Origin of the sequence: Bradyrhizobium sp. I1.14.4 (assembly GCF_050435825.1) — a bacterium.
Classification (GTDB): Bacteria; Pseudomonadota; Alphaproteobacteria; order Rhizobiales; family Xanthobacteraceae; genus Bradyrhizobium.
In genome coordinates this window covers 41526-66704 of the sequence record NZ_JBNDLA010000026.1, presented here as the reverse complement: position 1 = coordinate 66704, position 25179 = coordinate 41526, and the positions used below count along the sequence as shown (strand labels likewise).

The window sequence follows — 25179 nt, the reverse complement described above, 5'->3', positions numbered from 1 at the left end:
CCGTTGCCGAACGGTTCGCCGCAATAGCTCAGTTGGTAGAGCACGTCATTCGTAATGACGGGGTCGGGGGTTCGAGTCCCTCTTGCGGCACCACAACTTCAGATGACTTGCATATTGGCAGCGATAATGAGTGTTAAGGACGCCTTGTTGGTAAGCAGCGGGCGATCGCTCAATGACTTCGCAACACGTGCTGGGCGCTTCGTGGCGGATGGAGAGCAATATCTTCATTCCAGCGTGGCAATGCTGACAAGCTGGCTAGTGCTTCCATGATCAGCGGCTCAGCTTGGCATACTATTCTGGGCACGTCTTGGGCCGCCGACCTCAAAATCCGAAAACGGACCGCGCTGCAGGGTTCGTCAATTCCCTACGCATCTCAATGCGTGTGGACCTCGCCGCAGACTTCTGCGCCCAAACAGCGTGTAACACTTGTCCGTTTTCAGGTTCGGAAACATTAGCGATAGACTATTCTTCTGTATCTTCAGGATCGGGTACATAAACGCGCTTTAGCGGTAGAAGCCCTTTGTATCGGCTATCAAACTGCTCATAATGCTGGAGAATAATATTGACCAGTTCGTCACCAGCCACGAGCCGAAGGTTTGGTTTGCTTCTGGCGAAGCTAATAGCCTGATTCGAGAAATCGCCTAGTGTCACGAACAGTGCATATTCGTCCTTGTCACACTTGCCATAAAGCGAAGACACCTCGGGGTCACCGCTCGTCCCTTCCTTACTCTTCACCTGCACCTTAATGATTGGTGGCTCAAACCCGAGTTCGTCTTTGTGCGCCAAAATATCTACGCCACCATCTGCCCCTTTAGCCACTCGACCGGCCGCCTATGCGGATAGGTCGTCTTTCCCTCGTCGTTGTAGAAGTAGTTACCGCTGATACGGCCAACGTGAATGTGGCGATCGGCTTTAGAAGGATAGATGACAATGTCCCCCACCCTCGCCTCATGTGCAAACCGAAACAGTTGACCGGCCTCGACTGGAATTGCACCGGCCTTCTTATCCGGAAATTTGCTCGCGAGCTCTGCCTTAAAAGCCTCTCTGTTCGGCGCAAGCTTACTCAGATCACCGACCTTGTGCCATCCGAGCGCAACGCAGCCCTCTTTGAGGAAGAGAGTATTGGCATCGCCTGTACGCCCCCCATGAATTCCCCACATTTGGTTCTCATTAGCCATCCGGTGCCTCCCGCAGAATTCGACCTAACCAATTCGATCCATTTACGAGAGCCTTGCGCGCGACGATCAATCGTTGACCAAAATCAGCGAAGTCGTGAGCGTCTGTTCGGTTACTTCTTCGTCGGCCCCCCGATTGGCTCCTCGTTCAAGTAACGTAAAAACTCTGGCGCAAGTAGCTTACTTCCGATCAAAACAAATGCATCAACCGCGGCCACGAGCAGTTTGACGTCTAGGCCCTTCGTCGAAGCGGCCACGAGGAACGAAAACGCCACGAGATAGAAGATCGTCACCAGAAGCAAGATCAATCCTAAAACGCCAAGATCGAGTGCATCTTGTTCAGTTTCGGCATGGTAGGCGCTGTACCAGAAGAATAGGACAATCAATGCTATTGTGACGAGGAAGGCTACTCCTAGCCCTGCTCCGAACCATTGCCAGGCATCCTTCGTGAGAGCCTCAGACTCCAACATCAGCATTGCATCCCCCGCTGCTTTATAACGGTGATATCCACCTTAGGCTGAAATCAACTACATATTCAACTGCCGGAGAGGCGGTCGAGGATCGGGGATCGCTGAACGAGGCCGGGCCGCGTGAAGCAGCTCACATAGCCGCTCTTGCGGCGTGGCTAGTCTTCCGGCCACCAACGGGAGCACAACAATGCGCGAACTCATCCTAATCACGGCGATGATTTTGGCTTCCGCTGCCGCGCAGGCCGGCGAACGAAGCCTGTCGTTGGGCGGAGCACAGTCGCTGCCGGCAGCAGCATCGAACTCGGTCACTACAGCGGGCAAGGTTGCTGATCTGCCGGTGGCGCCGGCCTTCGGCGGTTGCTGCGCCGGCGGCTGCAACGACGCCGGCACCGGCACCGGCTCCGCAGCCGAGTGCGCAACAGTCCAACGTGCAGCCGTCATCGTCGGCGCGAAATGACGAATATTACGACGACAAGCCTAGCTACACGTACAAAATCCAGCCGTGGTCGTTACGCCGGGCGCTGGACCGAGGGCCGCATCATCGGCGAGCTGCATCGTCACGGGATTTATTGGTAACGCCGAAAAGGACTGTGCTCCCTCTCCCGCTTGCGGGCAGGGCAACCGTATATGGCTACGGCCACGTCCCATGGCCCCGGGCACGACGACGTGGAAATGTCGGCTGCAGAAGTCCGCAAACGCCACATGCGATAGCCGGGGCGAGGGGCGCTTGCACGATTTCGGAATAATGGAATTGTGCCGCTGACTTGCCCGACGTGTCAAGTTGCCGTGTCGAACGCCGGCAGCCGCCGGCTACTTTGCATGGGGTTGTTTTCGATATTTTGGCATGCGCCCATGCGAAGGCGGCTATCGCCCCACGTTCCGTGGCTCGTCATGCTCGGGCTTGGCCTAGCTTGGCCCGAGCATCCATGTCTTGAGTCGTTGCCGCAAAAACGTGGATGGCCGGGACGAGCCCGGCCATGACGACGTTTCAAACGCTTTCGGCCTGATGCTTCGCGCGCTTACTCGGCGACCGTCTGCACGACGTTGCCCACGGGCCGGCCCGATGCGATCGGCTTCTCGGTCTTCGCCATCATCGCGTCGTATTCCGGCAGCGTCTCGAGCTGGGTCTTGGCCTTCATCCAGACCACCTTGTAGCCGCCCGCCTTCAGCCGGCGCAGCAGCGTCGGCAGCGCCTGGGCGGTGTGCTTCTGCAGATCGTGCATCAGGATGATGCCCTTGTGCTCCTTGTCGAGCTTGGTCATCACGTTGTTGATGACCTCGTCCGAGCTCTTGGACTTGAAGTCGTTGGAATCGACGTCGACCGAGAACATCGCGATGTTGCGGCTGCCGAGATAGGCGGTCGTCGCCGGCGTATGCGCCAGCGCCGGGAAGCGGAAGAACGGCGCGGGGTTCGCACCCAGCGCCAGCTTCACCGCGCTAAAACCCTTCTCGATCTCGTCCTTGGCCTGCTGCTCGGTGAGCTTCTTGCTCGCCAGGTGCGCGTGCGACCAGGTGTGGGCGCCGATGGTGTGGCCGGCGGCGGCGACCTGGCGCAGGATGTCCGGGTGATAGGTGGTGTGCAGGCCGATCGGGAAGAACACCGCCTTGGTGCACTCGTCCGCCAGCGCCTTGAGCACGGCGGGCGTGGTCGGCCATGGACCGTCGTCGAAGGTCAGCACGACCTCCTTGTCGGTCAGGAAGTCATACTGCTTGTACTGCAGGAAGCCGAAGCCCGGGCCGCCAGTGGTGTCGACCACGACGGTGCGGCTGATGCCGAGCGCATCGGGATTGGCGCATTTGGGCGCGGCCGCGACGGGGGCCGGCATCGGCGCCGCTGCGGGTGCCGCGGCCGGGGCTGCCGCCTGGGTGGCATCGGCGCGCTTCGACAGCGCGGCGGTCGTCTCGACATCGTCCCTGGCAGCCTGCCTGGCCGCTGCCGCAGGAAGCGGCTCGGCCTTGGCGGCGGCGGTTGTCTGCGGAGGAGCCGCGTCGGCACGCGGGGAGGAGGTCCAGAACCACACACCGGCGATCACGATCGCCGCCACAACACTGGCCAGCATCAGGCCCAACGCACTACGCATCGCTACACACTCTCTCGGAACTCAAGGATACGCCACAGCCGTAACGAGCGATTAATGCCAACAAGGTCTTAACGCGATCCCAACAAGGCGCCGGAACGACAACAAAAAGCGGGCCTTATACCGGCGTGATGACCGTCACAGTGCGCGGGCTCGCACCCGTGCGGGGCGAACCCGGCCGGCTCGCTCCTCCGTTTCAAGCTTCTTCGCGGCACTGAAACGCTATAGAATCAGCGTCGCATTCCTTAGAGGCTTTGAGAGATGACCCGATTTCTGTTCGCCGTCGTTGCACTGGTTCTGTTGACGTCGGCCGCCTCGGCACAGCAGCAGGGGCGTGATGCCTGCTCACGCGACGCCTCCCGGTTCTGCCGCGCCCATCTCGGCGAGGGCGATCAGGCCGTGCTGGCCTGCCTGAGGGAGCACCGCAGCCGTCTCAGCAAGGCCTGCCAGCAGACACTCGCCGATCACGGGCAATAAACCCACCAACTGTCATTCCGGGGCGATGCGAAAGCATCGAACCCGGAATCGCGCGCTAATACCTCGAGATTCCGGGTTCATCGCTGCGCGATGCCCCGGAATGACGATCGAGACTACGTACTGCTGCCCGCCGCGGTGGCGACCACCGGGATCACTTCCTTGGCGGCGCGATCCGGGGTCTCGTCCTTCCAGCGCACCGAGCCGAACGGCCGCTCCAGCATGCGGCGCACGCGGATCGGATCGGCGCCGATGTGGAAGTCGGCCGCCTTCTGATGCAGTTCGCGCTCGATCTGGGTGGCGCGGCTGCGCTGGCGCAGGAAATCGAGCCAGGTCGGGCAATGATAGCGCTCGGTCCACAATTCGGGATCGGCGATGTCGCGCGCGATCGACCAGCCATAGGCGCCGTTGCGCTGCCGGCTGAGCTGCACGTCCTGCATCACATTATGGAAGGCGCGGGCATTGTCCTGCGCCACCCGGTATTCGATCTCGACCACCAGCGGCCCGCTGCGCCCGGTCAGTTGCAGCCGCACCTCGGGATCGGCCAGGGTATCGGTTGCGTCCTCGTTGCGCGCGCCGACCGGCGGCATCCTGAGCCAGATCCCGAGCACTGGCGACAGCAGCATCAGACCGGCAGAAATCAACAGCGCCATCTCGACGCCGCCCACGTCGGTGATGCGGCCCCAGCACCAGCTTCCGATCGCGATGCCGCCGGCGATCGAGGCCTGGAAGGCCGCAAGCGAACGGCCCGCGACCCAGCGCGGCGCCGAGAGCTGCACGCCGATATTGAACAGCGCGATCGCGAGCATCCACACCGCGCCGGCAACCACCAGCGCGGCCGCGGTGATGACCGGCTGCTTGCTCACCGCGACGATCGCGATCGCGACGCCCATCAGGAGCGCGCAGGTGCGCACTGCGGCCTCGCCGCTGAGCCGGCTGCGGATCTCGCTGATGTTGAGCGCGCCGATCACGGCACCCATGCCGAAGGCGCCGAGCATGATGCCGTAGGTCTGCGCGCCGCCATGCAGCAGATCGCGCGCCACCAGCGGCATCAGCGCCGAGACCGAGCCGCCGATGATGCCGGTCACCATGGTGCGGGTCAGCACGATCCTGATCGACGGCGAATTGGTGATGTAGCGCACGCCCGAGACGATGGCGCGGTTCAGCCGCTCGCGCGGCAGCCGCGATGGCTCGCTGACCCGATTCCACAGGAACAGCACGGCGAGCAACGGCAGATACAGCACGGCATTGGCGGCGAAGGCTGCCACAGCGCCTGCGGACGCGACCACGATGCCGCCGATCGCCGGGCCGAAGCTGCGCGCGATGTTGTAGCTGATGCCGTTGAGCGCGACCGCAGCGGGCAGCGTCTCCGACGGCACCTGCTCGCTGACCGAGGATTGCCAGGCCGGGCCGAACAGCGCCATGCCGCTGCCGACGACGAAGCACAGCGCGAGCAGGATGTTCGGCGTCACCAGATTGAGCCAGGCCAGCACCGTCAGCGTGGTGGCGCCGGAGAGCGCGATCGCCAGCGACACCAGCGCCACGATGCGGCGGTCATGCATGTCGGCGATGGCGCCGGCCGGCATCGAAATCAGCATCACCGGCAGCATCAGCGCGGTCTGCACCAGCGCGACCTTGTCGGCTTCCGAGGTCATCTGGGTCATCGCCCAGGCGGCGCCGACGCCCTGGATCAGGATGCCGAGATTGGAGAGCAGGCTGGCGAGCCAGATTCGCCGGAAGATTGAATGCCGCAAGGGTGCAGTGATACTGTCGGAGCGCTTGCGCGGTTCGGTCATATCCGGTTCCGGTTGGCCTGTTATGGCTAGTTGAATGATTCCGGCTGCATCAACTGATGCCCGCGAAACGCGTGTCCTGTCCAGCGATTACGCTATGTTTGGCGGATCCAGGACACAGCTAAAGCACTGAAAGACCTGAGGAAGGCCTGGGGAAGGGGACCAATGGCGCTGTCGCGGCGGAGAATCTTGCAAGGGGCCGGTGCTCTCGCCCTGTTGGCCGGCCGGCTCGCCGCCCCGGCCTTGGCTCAGTCGGCCCTGGCTCAATCGGCCTTGGCGCAGCCGGCGCAGGCCGGCGACATCCCGCCGATCCTGTTCGTGCACGGCAATGGCGATCACGCAGCGCTCTGGATGACGACGCTGTGGCGGATGGAATCCAACGGCGTGCCGCGCGAGCGCATGGCCGCGATCAATTTCACCGATCCCCTGGCGCGCACGGATGACAAGGTCGAGCAGGCCAGCCGCTCCTCGACCGAGGACCAGCGGCGCGAGCTCGCCGAGGCGGTCAGGCAGCTCAAGCAAAGCAGCGGTGCCGCACGTATTGCATTGGTCGGGAATTCCCGTGGCGGCAATGCGATCCGCAACTACGTCAAGAATGGTGGCGGCGGCGACACAAGCCACGCGGTGCTGTGCGGCACGCCCAACCACGGTGTGTATGCGTGGGACGACGGGCTCGGCAACGAGTTCAACGGGCGCGGTGCGTTCCTGCGCGGGTTGAACGACGGCGACAGTGAAGTGACTGTTGGCACCGCATTCCTGACCTTGCGCAGCGATGGTCTCGACAAATATGCGCAAGCCGACGGCCGCTTTGTCGGCAAGCCGGGCACGCCGACCAATGTCACGACCGAAGGTCCGGCGCTGAAAGGCGCGACCAATCTGGTGCTCGGTGCGCTCGATCACCGCGAGACCGGATTTCATCCGCGCGCTTTTCGCGAGATCTACAGGTTCATCGCGGGGCATGAGCCGTCGCGGATCGAGATCGTGCCGGAGGCGGCGGTGAAGCTCAGTGGCCTCGTCACCGGCATGCCCGGCGGCGTGCCGACCAACCGGCCGGTGCCGGGTGCCACGGTCGATATCTATCATGTCTCGGCGGAAACCGGCGAGCGCATCGGCGGCCCGCTGCACAGCTCGCAGACCGGCGCCGACGGCCGCTGGGGTCCGGCGCAGGTCGATCCGTCCTGGCCGCTCGAATTCGTGCTGACTTCGCCAGGTGCGGTGACGACGCACATCTATCGCTCGCCGTTTCGACGCTCGTCCGGGATCGTGCATCTGCGCGCGGCGCGGCCGCTTTCGCCCGCCGATTCCGGTGCGGGCGCCATTGTGCTGATGTCGCGGCCGCGCGGCTATTTCGGGCTGCCGCGCGATATCGTACTGTTCGACGGCAAGGAGCCCACCGATGTCAAATCCGGCGTGCCGACCGATGCGGTGACGACATTGCGGTTCGCTGCGGCCGAGGCCGGCCGCCCGGTCGCGGCGATCTTCAACGGGGAACGCATTGTGATGCGGACCTGGCCGGCGTCGGAGAATCGGATTGCGGTCGCCGAGCTGACTTATTAGGTCTGGTAACGGGTCCGCGCGCCTTCATGGCGCCGGGATCGCATGGCCGGATCGGCCGTTGCGTGAGGCAGGAAGCGAGGACCATGAGCATAGCCGAAGTCCACGATATCCCGATCACGCGGCGGCCCCTGGTCCCGCCGGCCCCGCCGCGCGCGCCCGACGATATGACCGGGCTCCAGCGCATGCGGGTGATGCGCAACTCGCCGATCGAGACCTGGGGGCAGCGCGCCTATGAGGACGACATCGTTCAGGGCCGCTTTCTCGGCCGCTCGAGCTTCATCCTCAACACGCCGGATGCGATCCGCCATGTGCTGGTCGACAATTACGAGAACTACACCCGTACGCCGGCCGGCCTTCGCGTGCTGCGCCCGATGCTGGGGGAGGGACTGCTGATCGCCGAAGGCCGCGCATGGAAGCATCAGCGCCGCACGCTGGCGCCGGCGTTCACGCCGCGCGCGGTGACGACGCTGGTGCCTTACATGATCGAGGCTGTCGACGAGACCATCGCCAAGCTGAAGTCCGCGAGCAGCTGCCCGGTCGATCTGCGCGAGGTGATGCAGCGCATGACGCTGGAGATCGCCGGCCGCACCATGTTCTCGTTCGGCATGGATCGCCATGGCGCCGCGCTGCGTGAGTTCGTGATGGAGTATGGCGACACGCTGGCGCGGCCGCATATGCTGGACCTGCTGCTGCCCTTGAGTTGGCCTACTCCGCAGGATTTCCGGCGTGCTCGCTTCCGCAAACGCTGGACCGCATTCGTCGGCATGCTGATGGCCGAGCGCCGCGCCGCCGGCAAGGATGACAACGCGCCGGCCCGCGACCTGTTCGATCTGATGGGCGCCGCGCGCGATCCTGAAACCGGCGATGCCTTCACCGATGCCCAGTTCGGCGACCAGATCGCGACTATGATCCTGGCGGGCCATGAGACGACTGCGACCGCGTTGTTCTGGGCGCTCTATCTGCTGGCGCTGGATCCCGACACCCAGGAACAACTGGCGGCAGAAGTCAGCAGCGCGGCGACATCAGGCCCGCTCGACATCGAGCGGCTGAAGTTCACCCGCGCCGTAATCGACGAAACCATGCGGCTTTATCCTCCGGCGTTCCTGATCGTGCGTGCGGCGGGCGGTCCCGACACCATCGTGGGCCGTCCGGTCAGGAAGCATGACGTAATCCTGATCGCGCCGTGGCTGCTGCACCGGCATGAGAGGCTGTGGCGCGATCCGAATGCGTTCGTGCCGGCGCGCTTCATGACGGAGACGCCGCCCGATCGCTTCGCTTACCTGCCGTTCGGGGTCGGCGCGCGGGTCTGCATCGGAGCACACTTTGCGCTGGTTGAGGCGACGCTCGCGCTTGCGAAGATCATCGGCGCGTTCCGCGTCGCGCTGGCGGACAAGGATCCGGTGCTGCCGATCGGCGTGGTGACGACCCAGCCGAACCGCTCCCCGGTGTTTACGATCAAGCCGCGCTGACCTTGCGCGGCAGTGTCCCAATGCTCATCTAGGGGCTCACCATGAGCGATACGCAGGCCCATTTCGCAGTCCTCAGGCAGACGACCGATCCGGACGTCGTCGATGCCATGCAGCAGCTGATCGTCGATGGTCATGATCGGGATCTCAACCGCATCAACCTGCTGGACTTCTCGAGCCGTACTGGTCTCGATCAGGAGAAGGTGATCTCCGGCTTCCTGCATGCCTCCCGGCTCGGTCTGTTCGACATGAGCTGGAACGTGCTGTGTCCGGGCTGCGGCGGCGTGCTCGATGCGCATTCGACGCTGAAGTCGCTGCGCCATGACGATTACAACTGCGCACTCTGCGCAGCCGGCTATGAGGCTTCCGTCGACGACCTCGTTGAGGTCGCCTTCACCGTCAGTCCGCGCGTGCGCCGCATTGGCGCGCACGATCCGAACACGCTGCCAATCTGGGAATATGTCCGACAGATGTTCTGGAGCTCGGGCATCGAGCTCAACGAAGGCTCGCTGGAGCGCCTGCTCAAAGAGGTGACGCTGGAATCGCTGGAGTTGCCGGCCGGTGAAAAGGCGTTGCTATCGCTGCAATTGCCGAAGCAGTTCTTGATCGTGTTCGAGCCGGTGACGCATTCGGCGCATTTCTTCGATGTGCAGGGCGAGCCGACCACCGAACGTCAGCAGTTCTCGATCGTGTTCAACAAGCTGCAGGCGCCGACCGGCACCACCGTATTGCGGCCGGGGCCGCTCCGGCTGTCGCTCGACAACCAGACCGACACCCGCGTGCTGCCAGCGGTGTGGGTTGCAGCCGATGCGCTGCATGAGCTGCTCGGCAAGCGCAAGCCGATCCTCACCGCGAAGCGGATGCTGTCGAATCAGACCTTCCGCGATGTGTTCAAGGCCGACAACCTCACCGTCGACCAGCGGCTGAAGATCACCGCGCTGACCTTCCTGTTCACCGATCTGAAGGGATCGACCGCGCTCTATGAGCGGGTCGGCGATCTCGTCGCATTCGATCTGGTGCGTGCGCATTTCCACGCTTTGCTTGAGATCATCGCCTCCGAGCACGGCGCAGTCGTGAAGACGATTGGCGACGCGGTAATGGCGACCTTCGTCCGGCCCGAGCATGCATTGTCGGCGGGCCTGCGCATGCGGGCCGCGATGAAGCAACTCAACACCGAGCGCGGCAAGGAGGACCTGATCGTCAAGATCGGCATCCATGAAGGGCCGTGCCTCGCGGTGACGTTGAACGAGCGGCAGGATTATTTCGGCCAGACCGTGAATATCGCGGCGCGGGTGCAGAGCCTGTCGACGTCACAGGAAATCCATTTGACCCAGCCGGTGATGGAATCGGCGGAGGTCGCGGGCATCCTCGATCGCGCGGCGATCAAGCCGATTCAAAAGGAAGCGGCGCTGCGCGGCATTGCCGACAAGCTCGTGGTGTACGAGATACCGTAGTCATATTGCTGAAATGTAATGCTTGCCGAAACGTAATGCCGCGGCGGGAACCCGCGCGGATTGCGCCGGTTCTGTTTCCACGCCATATAGATTTCAACAGAGCATGATCTGGAAAAGTGCGCAGCGGTTTTTCCGGATAGATCGTGCTCAGATTAGAGGCTTCCAGCCTTCATTCCACAGAGAGAGCGATGCTCGACGGACTCCGCCAATTCATTGCCGATATCGTCTCCCCCGATGCCCAGGCCGACCGCACCCTCGATGACGGCGGCTATCGCCTCGCGGCGACGGCGCTGCTGGTGCATGTCGTCTCGCTGGACGGCGAGCCGACGCCGGCCGAGACGCGCAAGCTGCACAGCCTGATCGAGAGCCGTTTCCAGCTCGATCCCGGCACCGCCGACAAGCTGATCGCCTCCGCCATGCGCGTCGAGGGCGAGGCCGTGGATCTCTATCACTTTACCAGCGTGATCATGCGCTCGGTGAATGAGGAGGGCCGGCTGCGCATCGTCGAGATGATGTGGGAGCTGGTCTATGCCGACGGCGAGGTCAGCGAGTTCGAGGACAATGTGGTCTGGCGCGCCGCCGACCTGCTCGGCATTTCCTCGCGCGACCGCATCGATCTCAAGCACCGCGTCGCCGAGAAGCAGGCGGCGCTCCCAAAGGGCCCCTGGGGCACCGCAGACGCGGCAATCTGACACGGTCGCCTGCGCAAATGGAGCATCGTCGCCGGTGTCGCGGATGACGAAACTTTAATGTCCGCCGCGATTGTGGGCGATCCGACTGAAAATCTGGCGTTTCATCGCCAAATCAGCGGGCCGCCACTGTCCACAAGCCCATACGCGTCTTGCGTCCCACCGCATGCCTATGCTCTCGTCGCCCCGTTGGGGATCTCACTAGAATTTGCAATAAGAGTTTGAAACGTGACCGAGCGTGTGACGCTGATAACCGGGGCATCGGCGGGCATAGGCACCGAACTGGCGCGCGTGTTTGCATCGAATGGTCACCGCGTGGCTCTGGTGGCGCGGCGCGCCGATCGCCTGAAGGCGCTCGCCGACGAACTCGGGGGCAAGGGCGGCGCGGCCCCGATCGTGATCCCCTGCGATCTCCAGCAGACCGATGCAGGCGACCGGATCGCGCAAGCCCTGACCGAGGCCGGGGTCGAGGTCGAATATCTCGTCAATAATGCCGGCTTCGGCCTGTTCGGCCGCGCCATAGAGCGCGACCGTGCCGAACAGCTCAACATCATCAACCTCAACATCCGCGCGCTGACCGACCTGACGCTGCGCTTTGCCGACCAGCTGATCCGCAACCGCGGCGGGATCCTCAATCTCGGCTCGATCGCCGGATTCCTGCCGGGCCCCGGCATGGCTGTGTACTACGCCAGCAAGGCCTATGTGCTCTCGTTCTCCGAGGCATTGCGCTGTGAGCTGGCGCCGCAGGGCGTTCGCGTCACCGTCGTCTGCCCCGGTCCCGTACCCTCCGAGTTCCAGGATCGCGCGGGCTTTGCCCCCGGGTTCGATTCCGACGTCCTCAACGTGGCGCCTGATGAGGTCGCTCGCCAGGCCTATCGCGGCCTGATGGCCAACAAGCGCGCCGTGTTGCCCGGCGCCTTCATCAAGCTGGTGCCGTTCCTGCTCCGGCTGTTCCCGCGCTCCTTCATCCTGACGGCGGTCGGCGGTTTTCAGCTCCGCAAGCGCTAGCGGTCGTCCGCCTTGCTCTAAACGCTCCTATTGATCGCCCTTGGGCTGTTTCTGGCCCGCGATTTGCTTCGCACGGGGGTGTGCGCAAACTCACACGATGTTAACGACCACTTAGCTATGATCTCGCCTTACGTGCCGAATATTTCAGCAGAGGCAATGTCGTTCCGGTCTGACCAAACCCGTGTCGTGGTGCCCTTCGCGAGCCGAAGGCCGGCCGCGGTCACGCCTAGGGATCAGATCTCGGTTCAGACGCCGCCGCGGCCGGTGCTGATCGTGCTGCATCAGGAGACCTCGACTCCCGGACGAATCGGCAATGCCCTGCGCGCGCTGGGATACCTGCTCGACATCCGCCGTCCGCGCTTCGGCGACACGCTGCCCGGAACGCTCGACGCGCATGCCGGCGCGGTGATCTTCGGCGGTCCGATGAGCGCCAACGATGCCGACGATTATGTGCGGCGTGAGATCGACTGGATCGCCGTTCCGCTGCGCGAGCAGCGCCCCTTCCTCGGCATCTGCCTCGGCGCGCAGATGCTGGCGCGGCAACTCGGCGCCAACGTCGCGCCGCATCCGGAAGGCCGTGTCGAGGTCGGCTATTACCCGGTCAGGCCGACGGAAGCAGGCCGCGCGTTGTGCCCGGACTGGCCGGCGCGCGTCTATCATTGGCATGGCGAGGGATTTCAATTGCCCGCCGGCGCGGAGCTGCTCGCAGCGGGCGATGATTTCCCGGTGCAGGCGTTCCAGTTCGGCAACGCCTTCGGCCTGCAATTCCATCCCGACGTGACCTACGCGATGATGCATCGCTGGACCGCGCGCGGTTGCGCGCGGATGGATTCGCCTGGCGCGCAGCCGCGTCATCTGCACTTCGCCGAACGCGCCGTGCACGATGCCGCCGAACGCGCCTGGCTGAAGCATTTCATCGATGGCTGGATCACGCGTGTGCCGCAGCCGGTGATGCTGCAGGCCGCGGAATAGCCGCCGCGCGGAATTTCGCGCCGGCTTTTCATTCTGATGGATGTGCTACTGTCGGCTGCCGCGCGCGGGCCGCATCGCCGCGCGAATTCAGAACAACAAGGCACAGGGAGATCGCCGTGAGCTACGAACACATCCTCTATGAGGTCAGCGACAGGATCGCGACCATCACGCTCAACCGCCCTGACCGCATGAATGCGTGGACCGCGATCATGGAGCGCGACGTGCGCCACGCGATGGAGGCTGCATCAAACGACGACAATGTTCGCGTCGTCATTTTGACCGGCGCGGGCCGCGGCTTCTGCGCCGGCGCCGACATGGAAGCGTTGAAGGGGATCGATCCCAACGAGGTCAGGCGTGGCGAGAACATTCCGTTCGACATGAACCGCCGCGCCGACTGGCAGACGCGCTACGCCTATTACCCCGCAATCAAGAAGCCCGTGATCGCAATGCTCAACGGCGCCACGGCCGGCATCGGCCTGGTCCACGCGCTCTATTGCGACCTGCGCTTCGCCGCCGACAGCGCGGTGTTCACCACCGCCTTCGCGCGGCGCGGCCTGATCGCCGAGCATGGCATCAGCTGGATGCTGCCGCGCATCGTCGGTCACGCCAACGCGCTCGATCTGTTGATGTCGGCGCGGCGCGTGTCGGCCGAGGAGGCGTTGCGCATCGGCCTCGTCAACCGGCTTTGCGCGCCGGAGAAGCTGCGCGAGGAAACCTATGCCTATGCCCGCGACCTCGCCGATTTCGTCTCGCCGAGCGCGATCGCGGTGATCAAGCGTCAGGTCTACGACGTGCCGTTCCAGACGCTCGCCGAAGCCACCATCGACGCCAACCGCGAGATGCAGATCGCGCTCAAGGGCAATGACTTCAGGGAAGGCGTCGCGAGCTTCGTCGAAAAGCGGCCGCCACGGTTTACGGGGACGTGAGGGGGATTGGGTACCAGCCCGCCGTCGCCCTTCGGGCTATGGCGGGGCAGCCTTCGCTCACTTCGCTACGAGGACTTTCCGGGCTTGCCTAGCCGAAGCTCGCGAAGCCAGCGAAGGCTGGTGGAGCCAGGCGGGATCGAACCGCCGACCTCGTCATTGCGAACGACGCGCTCTCCCAGCTGAGCTATGGCCCCATCGCGGCCGGGTGTTGCTGAGTATCCCGGCCGTCAGTCGGGCGCCATTTACAGTCCCGCCCAAGGTCAAGTCAAGAACGCTGAAACAGCGGTTTTCGGCCTTTCCCGCCGGGAACTTCCCTTGTTTGCGGGGGGATGAACCGATATTTAGAGCATGATCCGGACCCGGCGGGCCGCGTTAGCGCAAAGCGCGTAGCGGTTTTCCGAAAAGATCCTGCTCAAACAAGAAGCGCGATGGCGGTTCAGTCCGGTCTCGTTGTGCTTCAATTGGTCGTCCCACCCGCGAGCCCCCATCATATGCGCGCTGTACTCGACATCGTCATCATCGTCCTCGACCTCTATGTCTGGCTGCTGATCGCCTCCGCCATCCTGTCCTGGCTGGTAGCTTTCAACGTCGTCAACACGCGCAACCAGTTCGTCTCCGCGGTGGCCGAGTTCCTCTACCGGATCACCGAGCCGGTGCTGCGGCCGATTCGCAACGTGATGCCGAATCTGGGCGGGCTCGATATCTCGCCGATCATCGTGATTTTGATCATCATGTTCATCCAGCGGGTGATCGCCTATTACGTCTATCCCAACGTGATCTGATCCTTCGCGATGGACCCAGCTGATGGAGCCTGATCGATGGAGCCCTGGCGCTATTCCACCGAGGGCATCAGCATCGCTTTGCGCGTGACGCCGCGCGGCGGCCGCGACGACATCGACGGGATCGAAACGCTGGCCAACGGCCGTTCCGTGGTGAAGGTGCGGGTCCGCGCCATTGCCGAGGGCGGCGAGGCCAATCGCGCCGTGACCGAGTTGCTGGCCAAGGCGCTCGGCGTACCGAAGGCCAGGGTGAAGCTGTTGTCCGGCGCCACCTCGCGGCTGAAGCAGGTGGCTGTCGACGGCGACCCGAAAGGGCTTGGCGAAACGTTGAGGAAGCTGACCGCGGCCGGGCCGAACCAGGAAACGAAGGACTGACATGACTGCCCGCATCATCGACGGAAAGGCCATCGCCGCCGAGCTTCGTGCCCGTGTCGCCGCCGAGGTCGCCCGCGTCAAGCGCGACCACCAGCTCACGCCGGGGCTCGCCGTCGTGCTGGTCGGCCATGATCCGGCGAGCGAGGTCTATGTCCGCAGCAAGCACACCCAGACCCAGGCCGCCGGCATGGCCTCGTTCGAGCACAAGCTGCCCGAGGATGTGTCGCAGGCCGATCTCTTGACGCTGATCGCGCGGCTCAACCGCGATCCGCTGGTGCACGGCATCCTGGTGCAGCTGCCGCTGCCGAAATCGCTGCACACCGAGACCATCATCAACGCGATCGACCCAGCCAAGGACGTCGATGGCCTGCACCCGAACAATGCCGGCCGGCTCGCCGGGGGCTTAGCTGCATTGTCGCCCTGCACGCCGCTCGGCTGCGTCATCCTGACCAAGAGCGTGCATGCCTCGATCGAGGGGCTGAACGCGATCGTGATCGGCCGCTCCAATCTGGTCGGCCGACCGTTGGTGCAATTGCTGCTGAACGAGAACGCGACGGTGACGATCGCGCATTCGCGCTCGCGCGATCTGCCGAAGCTCTGCGCCCAGGCCGATCTGGTCTATGCCGCGGTCGGCCGTCCGGAGATGGTGCGTGGCGACTGGCTGAAGCCGGGTGCGACCGTGATCGATGTCGGCATCAACCGCATTTCGGTTCCCGGCGGCAAGCCGAAGCTGGTCGGCGACGTCGCATTCCCGGAGGCGCTGAACGTTGCCGGCGCAATCACGCCGGTGCCGGGCGGTGTCGGGCAGATGACGGTGGCGTGCCTCTTGGTCAATACGCTGCGCGCCGCCTGCGCGATTCACGGCCTGCCGGCGCCGGCGGTGTAGTTCTTACCTCGCCCCGCTTGCGGGGAGAGGTCGGATTGCATCGTCAGATGCAATCCGGGTGACGGGGGTACAGGTCTCTCGACGTTCGCAACTCGTGGAGGGAAGCCCCTCACCCCCAACCCTCTAAGAGCGAGCTTCGCTCGTCTCGACCCCGCAAGAGCGGGGCGAGGGAGCCTAGGCAGCGTGCCTACTTCTTCCCGGCCCGCTCGATGCCTTCGAGGATCAGCTTGCGGGCTTCGTCGGCGTCGCCCCAGCGCAGCACCTTTACCCACTTGCCCTTCTCGAGGTCCTTGTAGTGCTCGAAGAAGTGCCGGATCTGCTGCAGCGTGATGTCGGGCAGGTCGCTGTAGTTCTGCACCTTGTCGTAGCGCTGGGTCAGCTTCGACGACGGCACCGCGATGATCTTTTCGTCGCCGCCGGCCTCGTCTTCCATCAGCAGCACGCCGACCACGCGGACGCTCATCACGGCGCCCGGCACGATCGCGCGGGTGTTGACGATCAGCACGTCGCAGGGATCGCCGTCGCCCGACAGCGTGTGCGGGATGAAGCCGTAATTGCCGGGATAGCGCATCGGCGTGTAGAGGAAGCGGTCCACCACGAGCGTGCCGGCCTCCTTGTCCATTTCGTACTTGATGGGCTCGCCGCCGACGGCAACCTCGATGATGACGTTGACGTCGTGGGGCGGATTTTTTCCGATCGATATGGCGTCGATACGCATGGATTGCTCCGCGTGGCCTTTGGAAGTTGAGAACGATGTGATTTTTTGGTTGGCGCCGCCAGGCCGCAAAACAGCATCAGGCCCGGCCTTGGGGGGCCGGGCTGGCCGTCGCACGCAGCGCTCAGGCTGGTTTAGCCTTGCTGCAGCTGCGAGAGAAGCAGGATTTTCAGTTGGCCCAGGCGAAAGCGACCTTGTCGAGCGACTTGGGCCCGAACCGTTCCGATGAGCGCGCCACCATCCGGCCGCCCAGCGCGCGGTAAAACTCGGTCGCCGGCTCGTTGTCCGAGAGCGCCCAGATCACCATGCTCTTCAAACCGCTCTGAAGGAGGTCGCGGCGGGCCGCGGCGAACAGACGCCGGCCGAAGCCGAGGCCCTGGAATTCCGGCCGCAGATAGAGCTCGTAGATCTCGCCTTCGAAATGCAGGCTGCGGGCGCGGTTGCGGCCGTAATTGGCGTAGCCCGCGATCCGGTCGCCGAACACCAGCACGCTGACGCGGCTGCCCTTGCGGATGGCGCTGTCCCACCACTGCGGGCCGCGGCGATTGATCAGCTTTTCGAGTTCGGCGCCGGGGATGATGCCCTGATACGCCGAGCGCCAGGCTTCGTCATGGGTAGACGCCACCGCAGCCGCGTCTGCAGCTTTGGCCGGCCGGACCTCGATTAGCGTTGTGCTCATGCACGTGATCAAAGCAAGTCGGAGGGCCGCCTTCAAGGTCCATCGTTAATTATCAGTTAACCTGTGGATTTTTTGCATCAGTGTCATGAAAACTTGTACCGAAAGAGGACACTCGCCGGGCTCGCGCAACCAATCGCTGATCCGGGCCTGTGCAAAGCGTCGATCGCGAGCGCAGTATGACAATGCCGCAGTTCGGGAAAAGGTTCGCCCGACCTGATTCGCCGAAGGAATTCCGCGGGCGAATCCGGTCGCGACGTGGGTGCATCGGGCGCTCGGCGTCTGCGCCGCGGCGGTGGATTTTCGCGAACGCCCGGCCTGAGGCAGCGGCGGTATTTGTGCGAGCCGAAGCCGGCCTGATCACGAGCGGATTGCGATGACGCTCTACTTCCTGATCAAATATCTGCACGTGCTCGGCGCCATCGTGATCCTCGGCACCGGGACCGGCATCGCCTTTTTCATGCTGGCGGCGCATCGTACGCACGATGCGGCTTTCATCGCGCGCACGGCGGCGACCGTCGTGATCGCGGACATGATCTTCACGCTGAGCGCCGTGCTGCTGCAGCCGGTGAGCGGCGGGCTGCTGATGATGCTGTCGGCAACGAGCCTGACCGAGCGCTGGCTATTGGTTTCACTTGCGCTCTATGCCTTGGCCGGCGTGGTCTGGGTTCCCGTCATCTTCATGCAGATGGAGATGCGCGACCTCGCGCAAGCCGCCGTTGAAAAAGGTCTTCCGTTGCCGCCGCGTTACTTCGCGCTGTTTCGCCGCTGGTTCCTGTTCGGCATTCCCGGCTTCGGCTCGGTGATGATCATCCTCTGGCTGATGATCGCGAAGCCATTTTAGAGCATGACCCGACTCCCATGAGTGATGACGCATCACACAACATCCTCGTGCTCGGCGCGTCCGGCCTGATAGGGCGCTACGTCACCGACGATCTGAGGGCGCGCGGTTTTCACGTGATCGGGATCGCGCGGCATTTTACGCCTGCGCAAAAGGTGAGCGCGGCCGACCTCGAGCTTCCCGTGATGTCGATGGATGCGGCGGCGCTGGCGGAGCTGATTCGCGCGCACGAGGCCGACGTCGTCGTGAATTGCCTCGGCGTGCTGCAGGACGGTCCGGGCAGCGACACGCGCGCGGTACATCACGACTTCGTCGCGCGGCTGCTGGCGGCGATCCGCGACAGCCACCGTGCCGTCCGTTTCGTGCACATCTCGATCCCCGGCACGGCCGATGAGGACCGCACGGCCTTCAGCACCACCAAGCGCGAGGCCGAACGGCTGATCGCGGCGTCAGGGACCGCGCACGCGATCGCGCCTTCGGCCTATGGCGGCAGCGCCATGCTGCGCGCGCTGGCGGCGCTGCCGGTCGATCTGCCCGCCGATGAGGCGGCGACACCGTTCCAGCCGGTTGCCGTCGAGGACGTCGCGGCGACCATCGCCTGGCTCGCGACGCGCGATGTGGCCGATCAAGCGGTGCGATCGGTGACATGGGATTTGATGCAGCCCCAGCCAATCTCGCTTGGCGGCGTCATCGCCCAGTTCCGCTGGTCGTTCGGCACGGCAAAACTTTTCCGCATTTCGACGCCGTCGTTCCTGATCGATCTCGGCGCCTATCTCGGCGATCTCGCAAGCCGGCTCGGATGGACGCCGCCGCTGCGCTCCAACGCAATCGCCGAGCTGCGCCGCGGCGTCACCGGCGATCCCTTGGCCTGGATGGAAGCGACCGGCATCGTGCCGAAGACGATCGCGCAAGTGGTCGACGGCCGCCCCGCGTCGATTCAAGACAAATGGTTCGCGCGGCTGTTCCTGATCAAGGCGCTGATCTTCGCAAGCCTCGTGCTGTTCTGGGTCGCGTCCGGCTTCATCGCGCTGGTCGTCTCCTATGACGCCGCCGCCGGCATCCTGAGCGCGCACCATTTCCCGCCCGCTTTGGTCGGGCCGGTGACGGTGTTGACCAGCCTGATGGACATGAGCATCGGCGTGCTGATCGCCTTCCGCCGCACCGCGGCGTTCGGTCTTGTTGCAGGCATCGTCGCTTCGCTCGGCTACATGGCGGGATCGGCGATCCTGACGCCGGATCTCTGGATCGAGCCGCTCGGCGCGCTGGTGAAGACCGGACCCGCGATCGTGCTGATGCTGGTGGCGCTGTTGATACAGGATAATCGATGACGAGCTGGCCCGACGACCACGTGATCCTCTATGACGGCGTCTGCATCTTCTGCTCGCGCTGGGTCCGCTTCGTTATCGCCCGCGACGTCGACAAACGCTTCAGCTTCACGCCGATCCAGTCCGACTACGGCACGCGGCTGGCAAAGACCTTTGGCATCGATCCCGACGACCCGGATACCAACGCCGTCGTCCATGCCGGCACTATCCACATGAAGTCGGACGCAGCGCTGACGGTGCTGACCCATCTGCCCGGCTGGGGATGGACCCGCGCGCTGTTCAGGGTCCCCAAACCGCTGCGCGACGCGGTCTACAGCCTCATCGCCCGCAACCGCTATCGCATCTTCGGCAAGTACGAGACGTGTTTTGTGCCCGACGCCGACATGCGGGCGAGAGTGCTCGAATAGTTTCCGCTCGCAATGACGATGGGGTCATTTGCGCGCCAACTCCGCCACCACTTCCTTCGCCGCCCGCTCGCCCGAGTCTCGTGCGCCGTGCGCGGTCGAGAAGAAATGCGGTGACGTAGCTTCGCCTGCGAAGAACAGCCGTCCATCGACCGGCGCGGCCAGCACGGCGCGCTTGTCGGCGTGGCCGGGCAATGCGTGCGAGTAGGAGCCGCGGGCGAATGGGTCGTGGGCCCAGCGGGATTCGCTGAGCGGCCGCAGCTTGCGGCGGAAATCGTTGCCGAGGAAGGAGACGATCTCGTCGATGCTGTGCGCGGCGATGGCGCCGGCGCCGGCATCTTCCAGCTGTCGCGCAAAACGGCCGCCGAAGAAGCCCTCGATGCAGGGCTGGCCGAACGGACGGATGTGATAGGTGCCCATCTCGGTGCGCATGGTGGCGCCGCGCAGATTGCTTTCTTTTGGCAGCGCCTCGGGCTCGGCGAGCGCCAGTGTCACCTTGTCGGCGAGGCCGAGCGGCAGGCCGCGCGCGGCATCGAGCTTGTCCGGCAGCGCCGGCGAAAAGCGGATCGCCTCATCGGCGATCAGGTTGGTCGGCACGGTGACGATCACCTTGTCCGCGTCCAGCGTGCCGCGCGAGGTCTCGATGCGGATCCGCTTGCCGGCGTGATCGATCAGCCTGACTTCGCAGTCCAGCGCGACCGGCACCTGCGCGCCATAGGCTGCGACCAGCGCGCCATAGCCGCGCCGCACCCGCCAATTGATGTCAGTGTCCTCATAGGCATCGACATCGAGGATCGAGACCTGGTCGAGTTCGCAGCCGTTTACATAAGTCGAGATCGCATCGATCATCGGGTTCCAGCGATTGCCGGGTTCGAGGTACAGGTTGGCCGGGCAGTCCTTGTCCTGCTGCGCGGCCTCTTCGATGCGGTCGTAGAATTGGTCGAGCGCAAGCGTGAATGCGTCGCGGTCGGCCTGCGGGAACGCCTTGCCGTAGGCGCGCTCGCGCCACGGCGGCAGGTCCTTGTTGAGCTCGAAGTTGAGTTGCTGGGCGATGCCGACGAAGCTGTTCTGGTCGGCTGAATGCAGCCAGCCGCAGCCGACGTCGAACACCACGTCAGGCGCGGCCTGAATCGTATGGGCGCGGCCGCCGAGGCGGTCGCGGGCTTCCAGAACGATGGTGGAAAGGCCGGAGACCTTCAGCGCATGCGCGGCGCCGAGGCCTGCGGCGCCGGCGCCGATGACGGCAACGTCAACCGTGGAGGGAAGGGAACTCATGTCCCGGCTCTAGCACGTCCGGAGAGACGCCTGAAGTCATCACGCGCATAACTGTCATCACCCGCGCATGCGGGTGATCCAGCATTCCAGACAGCTTTAATCGAGTGGATAGGCCGCGGCGTACCGGATGCCCCGGTCCCGTCTCCGCCAAGGCTTCGACGAGGCCATGCATCCTTGGCGCGCTGAAGCTTTAGCGTAGGCGGCAAGCCGGGGCATGACAGGCTGGCTTACGCCACCCGCTTACGCTACGGCTTCCTTGGCCTTTTCGGCGCGCTTGCGCTCGTTCGGGTCGAGATGCTTCTTGCGCAGCCGGATCGACTTCGGCGTCACCTCGACGAGCTCGTCGTCCTCGATATAGGCGAGCGCCTTTTCCAAGGTCATCCGGATCGGCGGCGTCAGGCGCACCGCTTCGTCCTTCGAGGTGGTGCGGATGTTGGTGAGCTGCTTGCCCTTCAGCACGTTGATCTCGAGGTCGTTGTCGCGGGTGTGCTCGCCGACGATCATGCCCTTGTAGACCTTCCAGCCCGGCTCGATCATCATCGGGCCGCGATCTTCCAGCTTGAACATCGCGTAGGCCACCGCTTCGCCCTGGTCGTTGGAGATCAGGACGCCGTTGCGGCGGCCCTGGATCTCGCCCTTGTAGGCGGCATAGCCGTGGAAGATGCGGTTCATGATCGCGGTGCCGCGGGTGTCGGTGAGCAGTTCGCCCTGGTAGCCGATCAGGCCGCGGGTCGGCGCGTAGAACACCAGCCGCAGGCGGTTGCCGCCGGACGGGCGCATCTCGATCATCTCGGCCTTGCGCTCGCTCATCTTCTGCACGACGACGCCGGAATGTTCCTCGTCGACGTCGATCACGACCTCCTCGATCGGCTCCTGCCAGGCGCCGGTCGCCTCGTCCTTCTGCAGCACGACGCGCGGGCGCGACACCGAGAGCTCAAAGCCCTCGCGGCGCATGGTCTCGATCAGGATCGCGAGCTGCAATTCGCCGCGGCCCGAGACTTCCATCGAATCCTTGTCGGAGGCCTCGACGACGCGCAGCGCGACATTGCCCTCAGCCTCGCGCAGCAGGCGGTCGCGGATCATGCGCGAGGTCACCTTGTCGCCTTCGGTGCCGGCGAGCGGCGAGTTGTTGACGATGAACGACATCGACACCGTCGGCGGATCGATCGGCTGCGCCGGCAGCGGGGTCTCGACGGTGGGATCGCAGAAGGTGTCGGCGACGGTGCCCTTGGTGAGGCCCGCGATCGCGACGATGTCGCCGGCGTCGGCCTCATCCAGCGGCGTGCGCTCGATGCCACGGAAGGCCAGGATTTTGGTGATGCGCCCCTGTTCGATGGTCTTGCCGTCGGCGCCGAGCACCTTCACGGCCTGGTTCGGTTTGATGGAGCCCGATGTGATGCGGCCGGTGATGATGCGGCCGAGATAGGGGTTGGCTTCGAGGATGGTGCCGATCATGCGGAACGGTCCCTCTTCGACCTTCGGCGGCGCGACGTGGCGCACGATCAGGTCGAACAGCGGCTGCATGCCGGCGTCATGCGACGCCTCCGGGCTGTCGCCCATCCAGCCCTGCTTGGCCGACCCGTACAAAATCGGGAAGTCGAGCTGCTCCTCGCTGGCATCGAGCGCCGCGAACAGGTCGAACACCTCGTTGATGACTTCGGTCGGGCGCGCGTCGGGGCGGTCGACCTTGTTGATGACGACGATCGGCTTCAGCCCGACCTTGAGCGCCTTCGACACCACGAACTTGGTCTGCGGCAGCGGGCCTTCGGCGGCATCGACCAGCACCAGGGCGCCGTCCACCATGTTGAGGATGCGCTCGACCTCGCCGCCGAAATCGGCGTGGCCGGGGGTGTCGACGATGTTGATGCGGGTATCCTTCCACTGCACCGAGGCCGCCTTGGCCAGGATGGTGATGCCGCGCTCACGCTCCAGATCGTTGGAGTCCATGGCGCGCTCGGTCACCTTCTGGTTCTCGCGATAGGTGCCGGATTGCTGTAGCAGGCGGTCGACGAGGGTGGTCTTGCCGTGGTCGACGTGGGCGATAATGGCGACGTTGCGAAGGTTCATGGCTCTTCTTCTGGTCGTGCAATGGTCAGATGCGCGATCTCGCCGGACCAGTTTGGCCGGCCGCTCGCTCACGTGGCCCAATCGGGGCCCGGATCACGCTCATACCCAAGAAATTTGACGGGGACGCATCACCCCAAAAAGGAAACCCGGTCAGAGGACCGGGCACCTTGCGCGTTGCGGCGCAATATAGTCAGAAATCGCCAAAAAACAACGGTTTATTGGCGGTTTGGGCGGCCAAATTTCCGGCCGGGAGCCCGGGTTTTGACGGGTTCGAGGGCCAATCCGGCGCTATTTCCGGGTCAACGTCCATATGATCAGCCCAACCCCGCAAAGTGCCACGAGCATCACGATCGGCGTAACCGGGTCGTTGCCCGATCCACCCATCGTGCTCAGCAGGATCGCGCACAGGACGCCGGGCAGCAGCAGGAGTTTCTCGATCGCTTCAATTTCTGCGTCGGCAACGTCAAGCGAAGCTGCATCCACTTCGTCACCGAGAGCGGCGCGATCATCCCGTTCGACACCTACAATCTGCTCTATCGTGACGGCAAGATCGACGGAATCCGCGCCGCGCTGGCCGGGAGACCTATCGCGAGGTGAGGCCGAGCGAGACCGTGCCGCGATGAGCGAGACCAGCCATGCTGCAATGTCGAAAACGGCGTGAAGTTCAGCCCTGCTCATGGGGCGAGTGTCGCGCGGATTTCGCGGTCCGCGATAGTCGGGCGCTTTCTCGCTCGTGGGGGAGCTTGGTCGGCGCTAGGCCCCGACGTTCTCCGTATCGTCATGCCCGGGACAGGCTCGGGCATGACGAGTCACAGAGCGCGGTCCGAGCTTGTGATATGAAGTCAGTCGCTACAAAGCGTCCCGTCAGTTCGCCGGGTTATCCTCGCTTGGATACACCCCGCGTAGCACTTCCTCGAAGTGATACTTGACCGCGTCGTTGCACAGGCAGGAGCGCAGCCGCAGCTTGTCCGGGTCGCGGATCACGATCGCGCCGCGGCGGGTGTCCAGCACGCCTTCCGCCTTGAAGTTCTGGATCACGCGGCTGGTATAGCTGCGGCCGACGCCGAGCAAGGTCGAGAGCTGCTCGTGGGTGAGCGGCACCACGCCGTTGCCATTGGTGCGCTCCATCGCCGAGATGATCCATTTCGCGGCGCGCTGCTCGATCGAGTGGATCGCATTGCAGGCGGTGGACTGGAAGATCTGGGCCAGCATGCAGTCGGCATAGCGCGCGAAGATGTTGCGCACCGAGATCGATTTCAGCTTGGCGGCGTCGAGCTTGCTGATCGGCAGCCGCACGAACGGGCCGCCGAACTTGACGGTGATGCGGGTATAGGCCGGCAGGAATCCCTGGCTGACGATGCCGCCGACTGCGCCCTCGCGTCCGACCAGGATGGTCTCGACATCGCGCCCCTCCTCGTTCGCCACCAAGTAGGATGCAAGGCTCGGTCCGCATGGGAAATGCACGATCTGGACGTCGTCGCCGGGATTGTAGAGCAGGTCGCCGGCCGCGGCCTCGACCGTCGCAAGATGCGGCGCGATCAGTTCGTAATCGGCGGCGTTTAGCCGGCGCAAGAGATTATTGAACGGCCGGTCGTTCGTCCCGACCAAATTGGTCTGTTTCGCAATCATTGGAAATCCTGAAAACCCAACGCGGATCATCTTGAGAAAGTTCCCGCCTTTATGTTCACTAGTGAACAGACGCGGCCGCTCGTGATGTGATGGGTTTCACCTCGGGAACAGCCGGCGTGCTTTCAGGCGCTGGTCGCGGGCCATC

At 64.2% G+C, this 25179-nt stretch carries 25 protein-coding genes, 2 tRNA genes and 1 pseudogene; 17 read left to right on the top strand and 11 right to left on the bottom strand.

Annotation, left to right across the window (positions count from 1 at the left end):
* The first annotated feature begins 17 nt into the window (after positions 1 to 17).
* Positions 18 to 93, top strand: a tRNA-Thr gene (locus ABIB78_RS32395).
* A gap of 369 nt (positions 94 to 462) precedes the next feature.
* Here the strand turns inward: ABIB78_RS32395 and ABIB78_RS32390 are convergent.
* From ABIB78_RS32390 to ABIB78_RS32380, 3 genes are all read right to left on the bottom strand, one after another.
* Positions 463 to 819: a restriction endonuclease gene (locus ABIB78_RS32390; protein ID WP_429032131.1), complete on the bottom strand. Its 357-nt coding sequence runs from the start codon at positions 817 to 819 to the stop codon at positions 463 to 465.
* Positions 792 to 1178 (bottom strand): restriction endonuclease, encoded by a 387-nt coding sequence (locus ABIB78_RS32385; protein WP_429032129.1) that lies wholly within the window; start codon positions 1176 to 1178, stop codon positions 792 to 794. Before ABIB78_RS32385 ends, ABIB78_RS32390 begins: the two co-directional genes overlap by 28 nt.
* Positions 1179 to 1288: 110 nt before the next feature.
* Positions 1289 to 1651 (bottom strand): hypothetical protein, encoded by a 363-nt coding sequence (locus ABIB78_RS32380; protein ID WP_429032127.1) that lies wholly within the window; start codon positions 1649 to 1651, stop codon positions 1289 to 1291.
* Positions 1652 to 1832: 181 nt separating this feature from the next.
* Between ABIB78_RS32380 and ABIB78_RS32375 the strand changes: the two genes are divergently transcribed.
* Positions 1833 to 2102 (top strand): hypothetical protein, encoded by a 270-nt coding sequence (locus tag ABIB78_RS32375; protein ID WP_429032125.1) that lies wholly within the window; start codon positions 1833 to 1835, stop codon positions 2100 to 2102.
* 562 nt (positions 2103 to 2664) lie between these two features.
* On the opposite strand, the gene ABIB78_RS32370 is transcribed toward ABIB78_RS32375, so the two are convergent.
* On the bottom strand, positions 2665 to 3726 hold the full coding sequence (locus ABIB78_RS32370) for a polysaccharide deacetylase family protein (RefSeq protein ID WP_429032123.1): 1062 nt from the start codon (positions 3724 to 3726) through the stop codon (positions 2665 to 2667).
* Between the two features lie 258 nt (positions 3727 to 3984).
* Between ABIB78_RS32370 and ABIB78_RS32365 the strand changes: the two genes are divergently transcribed.
* Positions 3985 to 4200: a hypothetical protein gene (locus ABIB78_RS32365; RefSeq protein ID WP_429032122.1), complete on the top strand. Its 216-nt coding sequence runs from the start codon at positions 3985 to 3987 to the stop codon at positions 4198 to 4200.
* A gap of 113 nt (positions 4201 to 4313) precedes the next feature.
* On the opposite strand, the gene ABIB78_RS32360 is transcribed toward ABIB78_RS32365, so the two are convergent.
* Complete coding sequence (locus tag ABIB78_RS32360; RefSeq protein WP_429032120.1) at positions 4314 to 5993, bottom strand: MFS transporter; 1680 nt, start codon at positions 5991 to 5993, stop codon at positions 4314 to 4316.
* Positions 5994 to 6155: 162 nt separating this feature from the next.
* Here ABIB78_RS32360 and ABIB78_RS32355 point away from each other — a divergent pair, with 162 nt between their 5' ends.
* The 7 genes from ABIB78_RS32355 (at position 6156) to ABIB78_RS32325 (ending at position 14062) form a co-directional block, all read left to right on the top strand.
* Entirely contained in the window at positions 6156 to 7547 is a 1392-nt protein-coding gene (locus ABIB78_RS32355) for a hydrolase (RefSeq protein ID WP_429032119.1), read from the top strand.
* An 83-nt stretch (positions 7548 to 7630) separates the two neighbouring features.
* The gene (locus tag ABIB78_RS32350; RefSeq protein ID WP_429032116.1) at positions 7631 to 9016 is read left to right on the top strand and encodes a cytochrome P450; all 1386 of its coding nucleotides are present in this window, start codon (positions 7631 to 7633) and stop codon (positions 9014 to 9016) included.
* 41 nt (positions 9017 to 9057) lie between these two features.
* Positions 9058 to 10467, top strand: coding sequence for an adenylate/guanylate cyclase domain-containing protein (locus ABIB78_RS32345; protein WP_429032115.1), 1410 nt, complete (start codon positions 9058 to 9060; stop codon positions 10465 to 10467).
* A 188-nt stretch (positions 10468 to 10655) separates the two neighbouring features.
* The gene (locus ABIB78_RS32340; protein ID WP_429032113.1) at positions 10656 to 11159 is read left to right on the top strand and encodes a TerB family tellurite resistance protein; all 504 of its coding nucleotides are present in this window, start codon (positions 10656 to 10658) and stop codon (positions 11157 to 11159) included.
* Between the two features lie 225 nt (positions 11160 to 11384).
* Complete coding sequence (locus ABIB78_RS32335; RefSeq protein WP_429032110.1) at positions 11385 to 12164, top strand: SDR family NAD(P)-dependent oxidoreductase; 780 nt, start codon at positions 11385 to 11387, stop codon at positions 12162 to 12164.
* A 156-nt stretch (positions 12165 to 12320) separates the two neighbouring features.
* Positions 12321 to 13136, top strand: coding sequence for a glutamine amidotransferase (locus ABIB78_RS32330; RefSeq protein ID WP_429032108.1), 816 nt, complete (start codon positions 12321 to 12323; stop codon positions 13134 to 13136).
* A gap of 116 nt (positions 13137 to 13252) precedes the next feature.
* Entirely contained in the window at positions 13253 to 14062 is an 810-nt protein-coding gene (locus tag ABIB78_RS32325; RefSeq protein ID WP_429032106.1) for an enoyl-CoA hydratase, read from the top strand.
* Between the two features lie 118 nt (positions 14063 to 14180).
* Here the strand turns inward: ABIB78_RS32325 and ABIB78_RS32320 are convergent.
* A tRNA-Ala gene (locus tag ABIB78_RS32320) sits at positions 14181 to 14256 on the bottom strand.
* Between the two features lie 297 nt (positions 14257 to 14553).
* Between ABIB78_RS32320 and ABIB78_RS32315 the strand changes: the two genes are divergently transcribed.
* From ABIB78_RS32315 to ABIB78_RS32305, 3 genes are read left to right on the top strand one after another with little or no spacing between them, the layout of a single operon-like run.
* Entirely contained in the window at positions 14554 to 14844 is a 291-nt protein-coding gene (locus ABIB78_RS32315) for a YggT family protein (RefSeq protein WP_429032104.1), read from the top strand.
* Positions 14845 to 14880: 36 nt separating this feature from the next.
* A complete protein-coding gene (locus tag ABIB78_RS32310; protein WP_175619423.1) occupies positions 14881 to 15216 on the top strand; it encodes a DUF167 domain-containing protein in 336 nt (111 codons plus the stop codon).
* A 1-nt stretch (position 15217) separates the two neighbouring features.
* Complete coding sequence (locus ABIB78_RS32305) at positions 15218 to 16102, top strand: bifunctional methylenetetrahydrofolate dehydrogenase/methenyltetrahydrofolate cyclohydrolase (RefSeq protein WP_429032102.1); 885 nt, start codon at positions 15218 to 15220, stop codon at positions 16100 to 16102.
* 187 nt (positions 16103 to 16289) lie between these two features.
* On the opposite strand, the gene ppa is transcribed toward ABIB78_RS32305, so the two are convergent.
* Positions 16290 to 16820: an inorganic diphosphatase gene (gene ppa / locus ABIB78_RS32300; protein ID WP_429032100.1), complete on the bottom strand. Its 531-nt coding sequence runs from the start codon at positions 16818 to 16820 to the stop codon at positions 16290 to 16292.
* A gap of 166 nt (positions 16821 to 16986) precedes the next feature.
* Positions 16987 to 17496, bottom strand: a complete 510-nt coding sequence (locus ABIB78_RS32295; protein WP_429032098.1) for an N-acetyltransferase family protein — start codon at positions 17494 to 17496, stop codon at positions 16987 to 16989.
* A gap of 373 nt (positions 17497 to 17869) precedes the next feature.
* On the opposite strand from ABIB78_RS32295, the gene ABIB78_RS32290 reads away from it, so the two are divergent.
* From ABIB78_RS32290 to ABIB78_RS32280, 3 genes are read left to right on the top strand one after another with little or no spacing between them, the layout of a single operon-like run.
* Entirely contained in the window at positions 17870 to 18337 is a 468-nt protein-coding gene (locus ABIB78_RS32290; RefSeq protein WP_429032096.1) for a DUF2269 family protein, read from the top strand.
* Between the two features lie 17 nt (positions 18338 to 18354).
* Positions 18355 to 19662, top strand: coding sequence for an SDR family oxidoreductase (locus tag ABIB78_RS32285; protein ID WP_429032095.1), 1308 nt, complete (start codon positions 18355 to 18357; stop codon positions 19660 to 19662).
* Positions 19659 to 20066, top strand: coding sequence for a thiol-disulfide oxidoreductase DCC family protein (locus tag ABIB78_RS32280; protein WP_429032093.1), 408 nt, complete (start codon positions 19659 to 19661; stop codon positions 20064 to 20066). The genes ABIB78_RS32285 and ABIB78_RS32280 overlap by 4 nt, the downstream gene beginning before the upstream one ends.
* A gap of 24 nt (positions 20067 to 20090) precedes the next feature.
* Here the strand turns inward: ABIB78_RS32280 and ABIB78_RS32275 are convergent, their stop codons facing one another.
* Together ABIB78_RS32275 and typA are read right to left on the bottom strand one after the other, a co-directional pair.
* Positions 20091 to 21338 carry a flavin monoamine oxidase family protein gene (locus ABIB78_RS32275; RefSeq protein WP_429032090.1) on the bottom strand — a complete coding sequence of 416 codons (1248 nt, stop codon included), beginning with the start codon at positions 21336 to 21338 and terminating at the stop codon, positions 20091 to 20093.
* A 240-nt stretch (positions 21339 to 21578) separates the two neighbouring features.
* On the bottom strand, positions 21579 to 23405 hold the full coding sequence (gene typA, locus ABIB78_RS32270; RefSeq protein ID WP_429032088.1) for a translational GTPase TypA: 1827 nt from the start codon (positions 23403 to 23405) through the stop codon (positions 21579 to 21581).
* A gap of 426 nt (positions 23406 to 23831) precedes the next feature.
* Here typA and ABIB78_RS32265 point away from each other — a divergent pair.
* Positions 23832 to 24028, top strand: a pseudogene (locus tag ABIB78_RS32265) (radical SAM protein); the annotation flags it as partial.
* A gap of 241 nt (positions 24029 to 24269) precedes the next feature.
* Here the strand turns inward: ABIB78_RS32265 and ABIB78_RS32260 are convergent.
* Positions 24270 to 25034 (bottom strand): Crp/Fnr family transcriptional regulator, encoded by a 765-nt coding sequence (locus tag ABIB78_RS32260; RefSeq protein ID WP_429032086.1) that lies wholly within the window; start codon positions 25032 to 25034, stop codon positions 24270 to 24272.
* Positions 25035 to 25179: the final 145 nt, after the last annotated feature.

Excerpts from the sequence above, each read along its gene's own strand:
- ABIB78_RS32385 (WP_429032129.1), bottom strand. The coding sequence starts at position 1,178 with ATGGCTAATGAGAACCAAATGTGGGGAATTCATGGGGGGCGTACAGGC.
- ABIB78_RS32380 (WP_429032127.1), bottom strand. The coding sequence starts at position 1,651 with ATGCTGATGTTGGAGTCTGAGGCTCTCACGAAGGATGCCTGGCAATGG.
- ABIB78_RS32375 (WP_429032125.1), top strand. The coding sequence starts at position 1,833 with ATGCGCGAACTCATCCTAATCACGGCGATGATTTTGGCTTCCGCTGCC.
- ABIB78_RS32370 (WP_429032123.1), bottom strand. The coding sequence starts at position 3,726 with ATGCGTAGTGCGTTGGGCCTGATGCTGGCCAGTGTTGTGGCGGCGATC.
- ABIB78_RS32365 (WP_429032122.1), top strand. The coding sequence starts at position 3,985 with ATGACCCGATTTCTGTTCGCCGTCGTTGCACTGGTTCTGTTGACGTCG.
- ABIB78_RS32360 (WP_429032120.1), bottom strand. The coding sequence starts at position 5,993 with ATGACCGAACCGCGCAAGCGCTCCGACAGTATCACTGCACCCTTGCGG.
- ABIB78_RS32355 (WP_429032119.1), top strand. The coding sequence starts at position 6,156 with ATGGCGCTGTCGCGGCGGAGAATCTTGCAAGGGGCCGGTGCTCTCGCC.
- ABIB78_RS32350 (WP_429032116.1), top strand. The coding sequence starts at position 7,631 with ATGAGCATAGCCGAAGTCCACGATATCCCGATCACGCGGCGGCCCCTG.
- ABIB78_RS32345 (WP_429032115.1), top strand. The coding sequence starts at position 9,058 with ATGAGCGATACGCAGGCCCATTTCGCAGTCCTCAGGCAGACGACCGAT.
- ABIB78_RS32340 (WP_429032113.1), top strand. The coding sequence starts at position 10,656 with ATGCTCGACGGACTCCGCCAATTCATTGCCGATATCGTCTCCCCCGAT.
- ABIB78_RS32330 (WP_429032108.1), top strand. The coding sequence starts at position 12,321 with ATGTCGTTCCGGTCTGACCAAACCCGTGTCGTGGTGCCCTTCGCGAGC.
- ABIB78_RS32315 (WP_429032104.1), top strand. The coding sequence starts at position 14,554 with ATGCGCGCTGTACTCGACATCGTCATCATCGTCCTCGACCTCTATGTC.
- ABIB78_RS32310 (WP_175619423.1), top strand. The coding sequence starts at position 14,881 with ATGGAGCCCTGGCGCTATTCCACCGAGGGCATCAGCATCGCTTTGCGC.
- ABIB78_RS32305 (WP_429032102.1), top strand. The coding sequence starts at position 15,218 with ATGACTGCCCGCATCATCGACGGAAAGGCCATCGCCGCCGAGCTTCGT.
- ppa (WP_429032100.1), bottom strand. The coding sequence starts at position 16,820 with ATGCGTATCGACGCCATATCGATCGGAAAAAATCCGCCCCACGACGTC.
- ABIB78_RS32295 (WP_429032098.1), bottom strand. The coding sequence starts at position 17,496 with ATGAGCACAACGCTAATCGAGGTCCGGCCGGCCAAAGCTGCAGACGCG.
- ABIB78_RS32290 (WP_429032096.1), top strand. The coding sequence starts at position 17,870 with ATGACGCTCTACTTCCTGATCAAATATCTGCACGTGCTCGGCGCCATC.
- ABIB78_RS32285 (WP_429032095.1), top strand. The coding sequence starts at position 18,355 with ATGAGTGATGACGCATCACACAACATCCTCGTGCTCGGCGCGTCCGGC.
- ABIB78_RS32280 (WP_429032093.1), top strand. The coding sequence starts at position 19,659 with ATGACGAGCTGGCCCGACGACCACGTGATCCTCTATGACGGCGTCTGC.
- ABIB78_RS32275 (WP_429032090.1), bottom strand. The coding sequence starts at position 21,338 with ATGAGTTCCCTTCCCTCCACGGTTGACGTTGCCGTCATCGGCGCCGGC.
- typA (WP_429032088.1), bottom strand. The coding sequence starts at position 23,405 with ATGAACCTTCGCAACGTCGCCATTATCGCCCACGTCGACCACGGCAAG.
- ABIB78_RS32260 (WP_429032086.1), bottom strand. The coding sequence starts at position 25,034 with ATGATTGCGAAACAGACCAATTTGGTCGGGACGAACGACCGGCCGTTC.